Source organism: Devosia sp., from assembly GCF_030689745.1.
Taxonomy (GTDB): domain Bacteria; phylum Pseudomonadota; class Alphaproteobacteria; order Rhizobiales; family Devosiaceae; genus Devosia; species Devosia alba.
In genome coordinates, this window is record NZ_JAUYGL010000177.1 from 1 (window position 1) to 12,425 (window position 12,425).

Here is a 12,425-nt window from a genome sequence, read left to right on the forward strand (position 1 = left end):
CAGCATCATGGCGGCATGGGGCAGCGAATAGCCGCCGCGCACCAAAAATTCGAGCGCGTTGTCAAAACAGGCGGTGTCGGACTGGCCCTCATAGGAGATCGGCCAGATCTTTTCGATGTCATCGCCGAACAGGGGCGATGAGACCGAGGCCTGGCGGGCCGCCATCCAGTTCACATTGCCCCGGATGGTGTTGATCTCACCATTATGGGTGGTCATGCGGTAGGGGTGGGCCAGCTTCCAAGAGGGGAAGGTATTGGTCGAAAAGCGCTGATGCACCAGGGCAATGGCGCTCTCGAAGCTCTCGTCATGCAGATCGGTGTAGAAGGCGCCCAGCTGGAAGGCCAGGAACATGCCCTTGTAGACAATGGTGCGGGCGGACATCGAGACGACGTAAAAGCCGTTGTCGCTGTGGCTCTCGGGCACGGTGCCATAAACGGTGTTGGAGATGACCTTGCGCACGATGAGCAGCTTGCGCTCGAACTCGTCGAGCGTCAGGCCGTCGGGACGGGCGATCACCAATTGTTCAATAATGGGCTGGGTGGCGATAACACCGGCGGAGAGAGCGGTATTGTCGGTGGGCACGACCCGCTCGCCCAGCACGCTGAGGCCTTCGGCCGCGATGCAGGCATGGACTACCGCAGCGACGCGATCGCGCAGGCCGTCCGTATTGGGGTAAAACAGCATCGCCACGGCGTAGTGGTGCTGTTCCGGCAGGGGGAAGGGCAGCACCTTGCTGAAGAAATTGTGGGGGGTCTGCACCAGAATGCCGGCGCCATCGCCCATGAGCGGGTCAGCGCCCACGGCACCGCGATGTTCGAGGTTTTCGAGGATTTCGAGGCCCTTCTGCACCACTTCGTGGCTGGGCCGGTTCTTGATATTGGCAATCATGCCGATGCCACAGGCATCGTGCTCATGTTTGGGGTCGTACAGTCCCTGGGCCGCCGGCCGTCCACTGAGAGGCACAGCGGCTGGTGAACGTGTTGGCGTTTGGCATGCTCCTGCCTGGCTGGTCACCATGTCTTGTCATCCTTGCGCTGTGGCGAACTTGCTCGCCGACTATACCACACCGGCGGCTGCCGGCCCGAATTTGCGGACACATCGCCGACGCGGGTCGTGCGCGGGCACGGCTCGGTTTATCGCGATGTCTGTTCCGTGGGAAGCGGCGCTGCATCCAAATGGCCGCTCGTTCGGGCTGTAGCAGCCCCGCCCTTCCGTTTCCGCTCATCGGGAGCGGGCCAGCCGGATCAGGCGCGCGCGCTGGCCGCGGAGAGCGGGGCGACGCGTCATATAGGACAGTTGTGCTGCCCTATCCAACACACATTTGCATAATTCAAAACCAGGAGCAAGCGACTTTGCCGGGTTGGTGGCACAAAAAATAGGACATTGCCGTCATTTGCGTAGGAATGCGTAGGACTTGCCGCTTTGGCAGGCGGCAAAAGGGGCGCTCCCGGATGAAAACGCCCCTTGAACGCAGCAAATGGTAGTGATTGCCTATTCGAGATGGGACTTGATGAACCAGAGGTTCTTGTCGAGATCGCGTGAATAGGCGGTCAGGATATCGGCGGCATCGGCGTCGCCGGCCTCATCGGTGGCGTCGATGTCCTCGCGCACCTGATTGGCCAGGCTGGCAAAGCGTTCGGCCAGCGCCTGCAGGTGATCGGTGACCTTGCGGATATCGGTGGGATAGGCCGCCAGCGTGCTGGACTTGGCGACGATCTGGCTGGTGCCCAGGGCAATGCCGTCGAGCTGGGCGACGCGCTCGGCGATCACATCGACATGGCCGTCAATGGCGGCGCGCATCGGATCAAGCATTTCGTGCACGGCGATGAAATTGGGGCCCTTGAGGTTCCAGTGGGCCTGCTTGACGATCAGGGCCAGATCAATGGAATCGGCCAGCCGGGCATTGAGAATGTCGATGACCGTCGATTTGGCATTGGCCTTAAGGGCAATGGCGGGGGTTTTCATGGAAGGTCCTTTGCAACGGTGACGCTGGAATGAGCTAGCTGATCAACCAGCGGGGTGCGGGGAAGTTCCCTCAGCAGATGCAAATGAGGCGCGACTTGACGCCGCGCCTCCAGGGTTCCCGTGGGCAGCCGGTGCTAGTTGACCGACTGATCCTCAATGGTGGGCTGCTCGCCCGACTTGATCTCGATGGAGCGCGGCTTCTTGCTCTCGGGCAATTCGCGCTTCAGCTCAAGATGGAGCAGGCCGTTCTCAAGGACGGCGCCGTTCACCTCAACATAGTCGGCCAGCTGGAAGCGGAGCTCGAAGGCCCGCTCGGCAATGCCGCGGTGGAGGAATTCACGGGCCTTGTCGGCGGTCTCGGCCGATTTGGCGCCCTTGACCACAAGGTTGTTTTCCTTGGTCTCGATGGCGATGTCGCCATTGGCAAAGCCAGCCACTGCAATCGAGATGCGGTAGGTGTCATCACCTGTGCGCTCGATATTGTAGGGCGGGTAGGTCTTGGCTTCCTGCCCGACCAGATTGTCGAGGCGGTTAAAAACCCGGTCAAAGCCGACCGTGGAGCGATAGAAGGGGGAAAAATCGATGGTCTGCATAGTCACATTCTCCGTAAAGCAACGTGGATTCCCGGTGGTCTCGCTGTCGTCTCATCGCGGCTCCCAGCAATAGGCAAACCGATGATTTCGAGGTCGGGGTCCCCGGCAAGGCCGGCGGACGATTGAGATATGGGGGGCAAATTTGCCGGTTCAAGAGGGTCAACGCCACGCTGTGCTGAACCGAAAATGAACAGTCCGGTGCAACTGGGTTCAGGCATGGGACGCTACAAGCAGACAGGTGCTGAGGGTGACTTCAGCATTGCCAACGCGGCCCGTCATCCGCCCCCCCGCACGGGCCGTCACAATGGAAACCAGTATCCCCCGGGATGCTGGTTTTCTTTTTGCCCGGCGTTTGCTCTAAGTCGGTGGTCCCCAAGTCCGGAAGCCGTCATGAACATCGTCGATCCCAATGGCCCCAGCCTGGTCAACATTGCGTCCAATCCGCTGCCGGAGGGGGCGCGGGTGGGCTATTTCAAGACGGCGGACAATGTGCAGTTGCGCTTTGCCTTCTGGCCAAAATCAGCCGGCAAGCAGCGCGGCACCATCTGCCTGGTGCAGGGGCGCACCGAATTCATCGAGAAATATTTCGAGACCATCGCCGATTTCCGCAAGCGCGGCTTCGCGGTGGCGACGTTTGACTGGCGCGGACAGGGCGGCTCGGACCGGCTGATTGGCAATCCCCGGCTGGGCTATGTCGACAAATTCGAGGACTACTGGACTGATCTGAAGAGCTTTCACGGCCACATCCTGCTGCCCGAATGCCCGCCGCCCTATTATCTGGTGGGCCACTCGATGGGCGGGCTGGTGTCACTGTTCGCCGCGGCCAAGGACCGGCTGATGTTTGACCGGGTTTTCCTGTCGGCGCCAATGGTGGCGCTGGACCGGCAGCCCTTGAGCATGGCGGGTATGGCGCGGGCGGCCGAAGCGCTGAGCTTTGTCGGGCTGGGGCGGATGCCGGTCAGTCGCAAGGCCGACAGGCCAGCCTCCGAAACGAGCTTTCCCGACAATCCGCTGACCGGCGACATGCTGCGCTATCTGCGCATGGTCGATGTGGTCAAGGCGCGGCCCGACCTTGAAATCGGCGCGCCAACCGTGCGCTGGGTGGCAGCGGCGATGGCGGCCATGGCGGCGGCAGGAAGCGACAGTTTTCCGGGACGGATCAAAATCCCGCTATTGATGCTGGCGGCGGCGCGCGACACCGTGGTGTCCACCAATGCCACGGAGCAATTGGGCCTGCAATTGCGTACCGGGCGGCATGTAGTGATCGCCGGCGCGCGCCACGAACTGTTCATGGAGACCGATACCATTCGCGGCCAGGTGTTCGCGGCGTTCGATGCGTTTATTACCGAGCAGAGCGGCTGAGATCGATCTACTGCCTGGCTGCGGCGGTTTGGTTTGCGCCGGGTCCATTGCCATAGGGACGCGCCAAAGCGCCGCCTGGCTGCGGTTGCTGCGACATGGGGCAAGATTCGCCTCGGTGCCGGTCGTCCGGCGATAAAAATGAAGCAAATCTTGCCCCATGTTTTCCGGATGGCTCGCGGGTCACAGTTGAAGCTGGCGGACTTGCGTCCTTTCTCCGCCCATGCCGGCCTGCCCGCCGACGCCCTGCTGGCGTCGGCACAGATCCCGAGCCGGTGCAGCCGGTGATCGGGAAAGCATGTGACCCGGGGAGTCTCCGGGCCCAGTTGTCCAACCGCGCCGTTGGATGGAAGCGACCCTCCATCATCCGGCTTCCCCCGCCTGACCGTTCGTCGCGACCGCGCAGCTGCGGGGGCATGGGCAGCAGTATGGCAGACGTTCTGGGGGCGGGGATAAACGGAATCAAGAACAGAGCGGAACAATGCGAACACGGCGGCAGATTTGGGGTGGCAAGCGGACCGGCGGCTTGTGGCTGTCGCTCCGTCAAAAGCGGAACGACTTTAGAGCGGGCTCGACGTTCCCAATCCAGGTTGTGCCAGCGCAGAAGACAGCGAGCTTTCTTCGCCCCACTCGACCGTATTCCAACCTGACACTCGACCGATAGCCGCAGAGTTGAAAACGCCGTCGCAATGATCCCGCAGGCCGATTTTCTCCATCAAGTATGCAGCCCGCATGTGTTCCTGGTTGGTGTCCGCTGCCGCCTCCGCTCACTTGTCGAGACGGTCCGCAAGCATATCAATGAAATGGCGAACCTTGGCTTCCAGATGACGACGGTGCGGATAGAGCGCGACGACCGGCACGCCTTCGGGTGTGGTCCAGGGCAAGACTTTCCGTAGCCGTCCCGCCGCAACGTCCGCTTCAACGAGAAACAGCGGCAGTAGCGCCAGGCCGCTCCCCGCCAACGCCATCTCGTAAAGCGCGGCCCCGTTGTCCATGCGCAGCCGGCTCCGCCCGCGTGCAGCAACGATCCGCCCCTCCGCGTCGCGAAGGCTCCAGTTCTGTCGAGCGCCTGCGTGTTCGTAAAAGAGAAGGTCGTGGTAATCGAGATCCTCCACGCGTTCAGGCGAGCCACGTCTTTCAAGGTAGGCAGGCGCGGCGCAAAGGACCAGCGGCTCGTGGCGCAGAACGCGCATGATCAGGCCTGGATCTGGGCTGGTTACACCAATGCGGATGGCAAGGTCGTAACCATGCTGCACCATGTTGATCACAGTGTCCGAAAAGCTGATTTCTGCTTGAACGTCTTGCCAGCGCTGAAGATAGTCCGCCATCACCGGCAGAACGAAATGCCGCCCGAAAGCGTCGGGCACGGTCAGGCGGAGCGTGCCATGCGGATGCGCCACATCTCCGGCCAGGCTTGCTTCCGCTCCCTCGAGAACCGAAGTGATTTCGACCCCTTTTTCGTAAAGAGCCTGTCCCGCATCGGTGAGCGCCAGCGAGCGAGTGGTGCGGTTGAGCAGGCGGGTTGCATACTTGCTTTCAAGCCGCCCGACCGCCTTTGCAGATGCCGAGCGCGAAAGGCCTAGTGCCCTGCCTGCCGCCGCGAACCCCTTGGCGTCGACAACGGCCATGAACGCCCGGATATCGTCTACATCGCCGCCGTCCAACATCATCTCCGTAGACTAAGTTTCGCCAGACTGAAGACAACCATTCGCCAGCGTTTTCCTCGATACTGAGTTCGATGCGCGCTGTCACGCGCTCAATTACTCAGGAAAGGACCACCCCGTGACCACACCGACCCTGCTCAACCCCAACACCTTACCGCAAACGGAAAGCATCGGATATTCGCAGATCGCCATCGCCCACACGGGCCGCATGGCCTTTGTGTCCGGCCAGGTGGCTATCAGCGACGACGAACTGCCGGTGCCCGGGAGCCTTCACGCGCAGGCCGATATCGTCATCGAAAACCTGTCTCGCGCCCTTGCCGCGTTAGACGGTGCAGCGCGTGACATCATCCAATTGCGCATCTATATCGTCGACCTCAAGCCGTCGAGCGTGGAAATCGTGATGGGCAAGCTTGCGACTTTCTTGAATGGCGCCAGGCCGGGCCTCACTGGCGTTGGCGTCCAGAGCCTTGCCTCGCCTGAATTTCTTCTCGAGATCGAAATGGTCGTGCAGTTGCCTGGGGAATGACGGTGCCGGCCTCCCTTACTCGACCTGCCAGACCCAGAGCCCGTGTCTGCTTTCTGGTTCGTAAAGGATGATCTCGTATGGCGGAACAGGGGTCGGCAGCTGCCAGGCAAAAACGCGCCCCATATCGGCCGTTCAGACCGCCTTTCCGATTTTCCAAAAGCAGCCGGTCCGCTCAAGTCGAGGCGATGGCCTCTTCGGGGTGGATTCCTGACCGTCAGCTATTGGTGGTATTCTTCTCGGCGTATTCCTCTCCATAAGCCCTTCACGCTACCTCAAGGGTTTGGTGATGCTGGTCCCGGTAAACCGCCGGCAGCAGACATCCGACGTCTTGACGGAAACAGGCAAGACCCTGCACGCCTGCGGCGCACTCACTTGCCTTCCTCATGCTTATGGGGGCGATACTTGGTGAACTTGGTGTGGCGCTCGCGACGCCGCTGCTCGCTGTGACCCGCGTCATGGTGCTACGCTTTTATGTGCAGGACGTGCTCGAAAAACAGCTTAGCCAGGATCAGGTGCTGCGCTGAAAGCCCGGCGCCACGCTGCCGGATCGTCCAGTTCAAGGCGGCGCATAGCTGGGTCTGGCGGCAGGTGGCCACAACTGATCAAGACATCGATGGCTGCCAAGCGCACCTGAGAGCTGGTATCTTTGAAGTCCGACCGGCGGGAATCGGTCCAGAAGGAAACATTGAGCACCACGGTCTCGTCATTGGCATCTTCCACGCGAACCGACGTAGCGCGATCGGGCAATACGCCCGGCGCTGACTGCGCCTTGTCAGTCAGGAGAGCCGAAATCTTGCGAATGTCGCTGCCAAGACCCACCGTGACCAGGACATTGCCGCGCCGTACCGGGTCGGCGGTGTTGTTGACGATCCGGGAGGTGAACACCTCGGCGTTGGGCACCAGGGCGACCCGTCCATCATAAGTTCGGATCTGTGTGGCCCGTAATTCGATCCGTTCGACCGCCCCTTCGGTGTCACCGATGGCAATCTGGTCACCGATCTCAAAAGGCCGCATGGCCAGGATCAGCAGGCCGCTGACGAAGTTGGACAGAATGTCCTTGAGTGCAAAGCCGAGCACCAACCCGGTCAATCCAAGCCCGGTGACCACTGCCTCAGGGCTGAACCCCAGGGCACCTGCTGCGATCAGCAGGCCCATGAGTACGATCATGTAATAGGCAAGCTGGCGGATGAGGTTTTCGAGGGTCTTGTCGGCGCGCAGTCGCCGGAAAACCTGTCTCATACCCCAGCCCACGATACGCGCCAAGAGGACAAAGCTCGCCAGGATGAGCCCGGCGGCCAGCACGCGGGGTATCACGGCTCCTGAGGATTCCGAGGTGATAGAAAAGGCGGTGCCGATAGCGCCTCGAATTTCGGCCAGGAACCGGCCGCCGAACCCGAGGCGTTGCTGGCGGCTCACCTCGAGCTCCTGTTCGATGGCCTGGCGCCATTCCTCGGCCAGAACATCGAGCGTGGTAATGCTGTCTTCGGCATCTTCGGCCGTAACCGTGGCGACCGACACCCCCGAAACCGTGACCAGTCTCGTGCTGCCCGAACTGACAATGCGGGCTTGGGCGGGATTGTCCAGGGTTGGCAGCAGCGCCTGCAGGCGCTGTTCGACCCGTGTTGCGCGCTGCTCGGAGGTAGCATCGGCGGACGCGCTCACGCGGAAAAGAATGCGTCCATCGAGACGAACCGAGGTCTGACTGTCCTGCGCGGCTGCTTGGGTAGTCGCCATCAGTCCTACAAGGATCAGCAGGAGCGCGACTATCCGCAATAGGCTCGATAGTACAGCGGGGTTGGTCTTGTGGGAGATGGGAGAGGATGACGCCATAGTGAGTAAGCGGATGGAACGACCGCCGGTTCCATTCTGGGACCCGTTCTTCAACGAGGTGCAGAAATGCGACCGGCCCCAACGGTAACGTTGAGGCCGGTGCCGGCAGGCTTACTGCGCGGGCTGTTGCAGTTGCGTCTGGATCTGGGCGGCTAAGTCCGGATCAGCCTGGGCCTGGTTGTAAATTCCATTATATTCATCGAGGCTCAAGCCACTGCTTTGCACCGCCTCTTGCATCTGTTGCTGCGCTTGCTGGAACAATGCGAGCCTGTCCTGCTCGGTCTCGGCGGCGGCCAACTGCGGCTCAAATGTCTGATTTACCTGGCTCACCTGAACATAGGCAGCGGCAAAGGCCTCTACCTGTTCTTCGCTGGCAGGAACCGCCGGCACTTCCTGTGCACCAGCAATAGTGGTCTGCACGGAAACCATGAGGAGGCTGGCCATAGCAGCCACGGTGAATTGACGAAACTTCATTAGATATCCTTTGGCTCTTTGAGAACGCGCCGAAAAACGATCACGCTCAGTTCTCTCGAGTTGCCGCGAAGGCGACGAGCGCAGCCTCATCGAGAAGGTTGACGAGAATGTGATGCGACAATGGTCATCTTGCGACTTTTGGGATGCGATCGCAGCCTCATGTGGCGAAGTTCTCCGCCGCCCATCAAGCCGACAAATATCGCCGGAACGTCAACGGCGAATGGCCGCTTTCGAGCATCGAATGAATTGGCTGGAACAACTGAAAAGGGTCGTTTTCTGCCATCCCTCCCATTTCGATCCCGGTATCGTTCCACCCACCGGTCGTTACCCTCGGGCCTGACCGGAGGGCCCTGGACTTCAAGGTGCTCGGATGAGAAGCGGTCCGAAAGCCACGAATGGCGCAATCTCCGCGTTGGCATCGACACGTGAAGAGCCCTCGGGTCAGGCCCGAGGGTGACGCGCGGTGGGGTAGCAGGCAATCGAAACTGCGGCAGATTTCAGCGCACCAAAGAATGCTGCAAGCCGAAATGGGGTCGGCAGTTGCCGTTAGCACTCATGTTGACATGGTCACGCGGGCATCTCGGGATGGATTCCGGGCTGCGCCGGAATGACCCGGCGGGCGGGCGTCTTGAGCGCGCTCCGCCTTCTTTGCTTGTGGGCAGACTTGTGGGGGGATGTGTGACCACCGGCTGCGCTGTTGCATCCCCAATACGACCCCTGCGAGGCCACTCTCCCCACACGGGAGAGGATTGTGGCGGCGGGTTCGAAGCGGGGCAGCGCTAGTTGGCGTTGACCAGCGCCAGTGCCTTTTCCAACAGCTCAGGCGTGGCGGCGGCCACGACATTGCCGCCGCCGGTGGGCTCGCTGCCGTCCCAGCAGGCGATGGCGCCGCCGGCCTGGCGGATGATCGGTACCAGGGCGGCAATGTCATAGGTGTTCAGGAACGGCTCGATGACAATGTCGGCGTGACCGGCGGCGAGCAGGGCGTAGCCATAGCAGTCGAGGCCGAAGCGCTGCAGGCGCGTAGCGGCCTCCAGCGCCTGCCACTTGGCCAGCAGTTCAGGTGAATTGAACAGCGATGGCGTGGTGGTAAAAACCCGGGCTGACGCCAGTTCGGTCAGGCCGCTGGCGCGCAGGGGCTGGGTCTGTCCGTTGTGGCGATAGGTGGCGCCGCCGGGCGTGGCCAGAAAGGTCTCGCCGATGAAGGGCTGGCTCATCAGGCCGGCAATGGCGACGCCATTATGGGCAAAGCCGATCAGCGTGCCCCAGACAGGCGCCCCGGTAATGAAGGCGCGGGTGCCATCGACCGGGTCAATGATCCAGGTGAATTCGCTCTCGCCGGAACTGCCCCATTCTTCGCCGATAATGGCGTGGTCGGGAAAGGCCTGGGCGATGATGGCGCGAATGGCGGTTTCGGCGCTGCGGTCGGCCTCGGTGACCGGATCAAAGCCGGCAGCCAGCTTGTTGTCGATGCCCAGATCGGTGCGGAACAGGGGCAGGGTAACAGCGGCGGCGGCGTCCGCAGCGGCCAGCAATGTGGTCTGGATCTTGGCGATGTCGAGGGTCATGGGGCAATCATAGCAGGGGCCTACACCGCGCCACGACCGCGTGGTTCGACAGGCTCGCCATGAGGTCTACTGAAATATGGCGCCGTTGACTACTCGGCGGCGGCCTTTTCGGGCAGGGCCCGGCTGCCAACCAGCGAGACCAGATCGAGGCCGATCAGGGCGAAGATCAGCCGTTCCACCACATCGCGAATGGCCTCAAAGCCCTCGTTCTTGTTCAGGGTGACTTCGTTCATATAGAGGTGGCGGCTGATTTCGATCTGCAGCGCGTGCACGCCATGCTGAGGGCGGCCATAGGTGCGGGTGGCAAAGCCGCCGGCATAGGGGCGATTGCGGGCGACCCGCAGGCCGGCGCTGGTGAAAATGGTTTCCGTCAGCTCGACCAGACCGGGAGCGCAGGTGGTGCCATAGCGATCACCCAGCACGATATCGGGCGCAGCCTTGTCATGGGCGCGGGTAATGCGCGGCATGGAGTGGCAATCGATCAACAGGGCCACGCCAAAGGCATTGACCGCTTCGCTGAGCAGGCGCTGCAGCGCGGCGTGATAGGGATGGTAGATGCCATCGATGCGCATGTGCGCATCTGCCATGCTCAGCCGGTCGCGATAGATCGGCTTGTTCTCGGCGACGACGCGCGCCAGCGTGCCCAGCCCGGCGGCCACGCGGGGCGAGGTGGTGTTGAAGCGATCCGATAGCGGCTCGATAAACATGGTGGGATCGAGTTCCCACGGCTCGCGATTGACGTCGAGATAGGCGCGCGGGAAATGCGCCCGCAGCATGGGCGCGCCAAGATGGGGGGCCCGGGCAAACAACTCGTCAACCCAGGCATCTTCGGATTGGCGGATCGACAGGTGATCCAGCCGGGTCATGGCCAGAAAGCGCTCGGGATAGACGCGGCCGGAATGGGGTGAGTTGAACACCAGTGGCGTCAGCAGCCGGCGTGGCCGGATGGTTTCAAATGCCGGCCGATCCCAATAGTCAGACCGCATATGCCTCCCCGAACTGGCGCGAAATAGCTGCGCGTCGCTGATTTGCCGGCCCAGTGTCGCCGTTTGTGACAGAATTGTCCACAATTGCGGTATTTTACCAACGGGAATCGGGTTGATGTTGCAGAAGCGCAAACTTCGCTTAAACATCCCGCTCTAGAATACGACTCATGCCCAACGGCCGGAGAGACCCGATGAAGCGAATTCTGCTCGCAGAAGACGACAATGACATGCGCCAGTTTCTGACGCGCGCTCTGAAGAATGCGGGCTATGAGGTCGTTTCCTTCGACAATGGCCTGTCGGCCTATGAAAGGCTGCGCGAGGAGCCGTTCTCGCTGCTGCTGAGCGATATCGTGATGCCGGAAATGGATGGTATCGAACTGGCACGCCGCGCCACCGAGCTCGATCCTGACCTCAAGGTGATGTTCATTACCGGCTTTGCCGCCGTGGCGTTGAACCCCGATAGCGACGCCCCCAAGGACGCTTCGGTGCTCAGCAAGCCGTTCCATCTCAAGGATCTGGTCAATGAGGTCGAGCGGCTGCTTGCCGCCTGAGACCACGCGTAAACTCTGCTGTGGCGGCCCCCTGAAGCGGGCTTCTCCGCTTCCGGTGCTCACGTGGTGATGTACGCTCTGCTCGGGTTCTCGAACCCCGTTCCATCTGACTCGCTGCAGCGAGTTTCCACATGATCTCACAAGTTCAAATAGAGTACTTGACCCTCCAGCGGGTTTCATGGTCTATCCGCGCCACTGGCAGAGCTTTACGGTTCTGCCTTCCCGGAGAGATGGGCGTATAGCTCAGCGGGAGAGCACCTCGTTGACATCGAGGGGGTCACAAGTTCGATCCTTGTTACGCCCACCATCTCTCTGAACAAACTCGCCAATGGCGATGGGAGTATAGCTCAGCGGGAGAGCATTCGCTTCACACGCGAAGGGTCACAAGTTCAATCCTTGTTACTCCCACCATTTGCCTTCGATCCCGGTGAAGGCGGTCTGCAAATACCACATTGCTGCGCTTCTTTTGCACATCACCACATGGTCTGTCTGGCGCGCTCCGGCCAGGCGGTGTCATAGGCCTCGCCGCCGACCTGGTTGTCGGTCATGGCGGCGAGGATCTCGCCGGGGCTGGGCAGCGTGGCGGGATCGATATGCCGGTCCGGGTTCCACAGCTCGCTGCGGACGATGGCGCGGGCGCACTGGAAATAGAGTTCGTCGATTGCCATGACGATGACCGACCGAGGGGGCTTGCCCGCGACGGCAAAGCTGTCGAGCAAGTTTGGATCGACACTGATATGGGCCCGGCCCTGAGCGCGGAAAGTGGTGCCGCTGCCCGGCAGGAGGAAGAGAAAGGCGCAGCGCGGATCGCGCACGATATTGCGCAGCGAATCGATGCGGTTGTTGCCGCGCCGGTCGGGCATCATCAGCGTCTGGTCATCATGGATGCGGACAAAGCCGGGCTGATCG

Annotated in this window: 11 protein-coding genes, 2 tRNA genes and 1 pseudogene; 5 read left to right on the forward strand and 9 right to left on the reverse strand. The window is 61.5% G+C overall.

The features are described from left to right. The 3 genes and pseudogenes from Q8O80_RS15395 to Q8O80_RS15405 all read right to left on the reverse strand — a co-directional run. Window positions 1-1,017: pseudogene (locus Q8O80_RS15395) on the reverse strand (glutamate synthase subunit alpha); the annotation flags it as partial. Window positions 1,018-1,491: 474 nt separating this feature from the next. Next, the gene (gene dps, locus Q8O80_RS15400) at window positions 1,492-1,965 is read right to left on the reverse strand and encodes a DNA starvation/stationary phase protection protein Dps (RefSeq protein WP_305580804.1); all 474 of its coding nucleotides are present in this window, start codon (window positions 1,963-1,965) and stop codon (window positions 1,492-1,494) included. A gap of 134 nt (window positions 1,966-2,099) precedes the next feature. Further along, complete coding sequence (locus Q8O80_RS15405; RefSeq protein WP_305580806.1) at window positions 2,100-2,558, reverse strand: Hsp20 family protein; 459 nt, start codon at window positions 2,556-2,558, stop codon at window positions 2,100-2,102. A gap of 390 nt (window positions 2,559-2,948) precedes the next feature. Here Q8O80_RS15405 and Q8O80_RS15410 point away from each other — a divergent pair, with 390 nt between their 5' ends. Continuing rightward, the gene (locus Q8O80_RS15410) at window positions 2,949-3,920 is read left to right on the forward strand and encodes an alpha/beta hydrolase (protein WP_305580808.1); all 972 of its coding nucleotides are present in this window, start codon (window positions 2,949-2,951) and stop codon (window positions 3,918-3,920) included. A 764-nt stretch (window positions 3,921-4,684) separates the two neighbouring features. On the opposite strand, the gene Q8O80_RS15415 is transcribed toward Q8O80_RS15410, so the two are convergent. After that, window positions 4,685-5,581 (reverse strand): LysR family transcriptional regulator, encoded by an 897-nt coding sequence (locus Q8O80_RS15415; RefSeq protein WP_371136220.1) that lies wholly within the window; start codon window positions 5,579-5,581, stop codon window positions 4,685-4,687. A 118-nt stretch (window positions 5,582-5,699) separates the two neighbouring features. Here Q8O80_RS15415 and Q8O80_RS15420 point away from each other — a divergent pair, with 118 nt between their 5' ends. Next, complete coding sequence (locus tag Q8O80_RS15420; protein WP_305580810.1) at window positions 5,700-6,107, forward strand: RidA family protein; 408 nt, start codon at window positions 5,700-5,702, stop codon at window positions 6,105-6,107. A gap of 498 nt (window positions 6,108-6,605) precedes the next feature. On the opposite strand, the gene Q8O80_RS15425 is transcribed toward Q8O80_RS15420, so the two are convergent. The 4 genes from Q8O80_RS15425 to Q8O80_RS15440 all read right to left on the reverse strand — a co-directional run bounded on the left by Q8O80_RS15425 (window position 6,606) and on the right by Q8O80_RS15440 (window position 10,965). Further along, window positions 6,606-7,841, reverse strand: coding sequence for a mechanosensitive ion channel family protein (locus Q8O80_RS15425; protein WP_305580812.1), 1,236 nt, complete (start codon window positions 7,839-7,841; stop codon window positions 6,606-6,608). A 207-nt stretch (window positions 7,842-8,048) separates the two neighbouring features. Further along, window positions 8,049-8,411, reverse strand: coding sequence for a DUF4168 domain-containing protein (locus Q8O80_RS15430; RefSeq protein WP_305580814.1), 363 nt, complete (start codon window positions 8,409-8,411; stop codon window positions 8,049-8,051). Between the two features lie 779 nt (window positions 8,412-9,190). Further along, entirely contained in the window at window positions 9,191-9,979 is a 789-nt protein-coding gene (hisN, locus tag Q8O80_RS15435; RefSeq protein ID WP_305580816.1) for a histidinol-phosphatase, read from the reverse strand. A gap of 89 nt (window positions 9,980-10,068) precedes the next feature. Continuing rightward, the gene (locus Q8O80_RS15440; RefSeq protein ID WP_305580818.1) at window positions 10,069-10,965 is read right to left on the reverse strand and encodes an N-formylglutamate amidohydrolase; all 897 of its coding nucleotides are present in this window, start codon (window positions 10,963-10,965) and stop codon (window positions 10,069-10,071) included. A gap of 191 nt (window positions 10,966-11,156) precedes the next feature. Here Q8O80_RS15440 and cpdR point away from each other — a divergent pair, with 191 nt between their 5' ends. From cpdR to Q8O80_RS15455, 3 genes are all read left to right on the forward strand, one after another. Then, a complete protein-coding gene (gene cpdR / locus Q8O80_RS15445) occupies window positions 11,157-11,516 on the forward strand; it encodes a cell cycle two-component system response regulator CpdR (protein ID WP_046105558.1) in 360 nt (119 codons plus the stop codon). Between the two features lie 232 nt (window positions 11,517-11,748). Continuing rightward, window positions 11,749-11,823 (forward strand) — tRNA-Val (locus Q8O80_RS15450). A 29-nt stretch (window positions 11,824-11,852) separates the two neighbouring features. Beyond that, window positions 11,853-11,927: transfer RNA gene (locus Q8O80_RS15455), tRNA-Val, on the forward strand. Window positions 11,928-11,989: 62 nt separating this feature from the next. On the opposite strand, the gene Q8O80_RS15460 is transcribed toward Q8O80_RS15455, so the two are convergent. Further along, a partial coding sequence (locus Q8O80_RS15460) for an MSMEG_1061 family FMN-dependent PPOX-type flavoprotein (protein ID WP_305580822.1) occupies window positions 11,990-12,425 on the reverse strand: 436 nt, incomplete at its 5' end.

Coding starts and splice junctions, on each gene's coding strand:
- Q8O80_RS15440 (WP_305580818.1), bottom strand. CDS start 10,965: ATGCGGTCTGACTATTGGGATCGGCCGGCATTTGAAACCATCCGGCCA.
- dps (WP_305580804.1), bottom strand. CDS start 1,965: ATGAAAACCCCCGCCATTGCCCTTAAGGCCAATGCCAAATCGACGGTC.
- cpdR (WP_046105558.1), top strand. CDS start 11,157: ATGAAGCGAATTCTGCTCGCAGAAGACGACAATGACATGCGCCAGTTT.
- Q8O80_RS15430 (WP_305580814.1), bottom strand. CDS start 8,411: ATGAAGTTTCGTCAATTCACCGTGGCTGCTATGGCCAGCCTCCTCATG.
- hisN (WP_305580816.1), bottom strand. CDS start 9,979: ATGACCCTCGACATCGCCAAGATCCAGACCACATTGCTGGCCGCTGCG.
- Q8O80_RS15410 (WP_305580808.1), top strand. CDS start 2,949: ATGAACATCGTCGATCCCAATGGCCCCAGCCTGGTCAACATTGCGTCC.
- Q8O80_RS15425 (WP_305580812.1), bottom strand. CDS start 7,841: ATGGCGACTACCCAAGCAGCCGCGCAGGACAGTCAGACCTCGGTTCGT.
- Q8O80_RS15405 (WP_305580806.1), bottom strand. CDS start 2,558: ATGCAGACCATCGATTTTTCCCCCTTCTATCGCTCCACGGTCGGCTTT.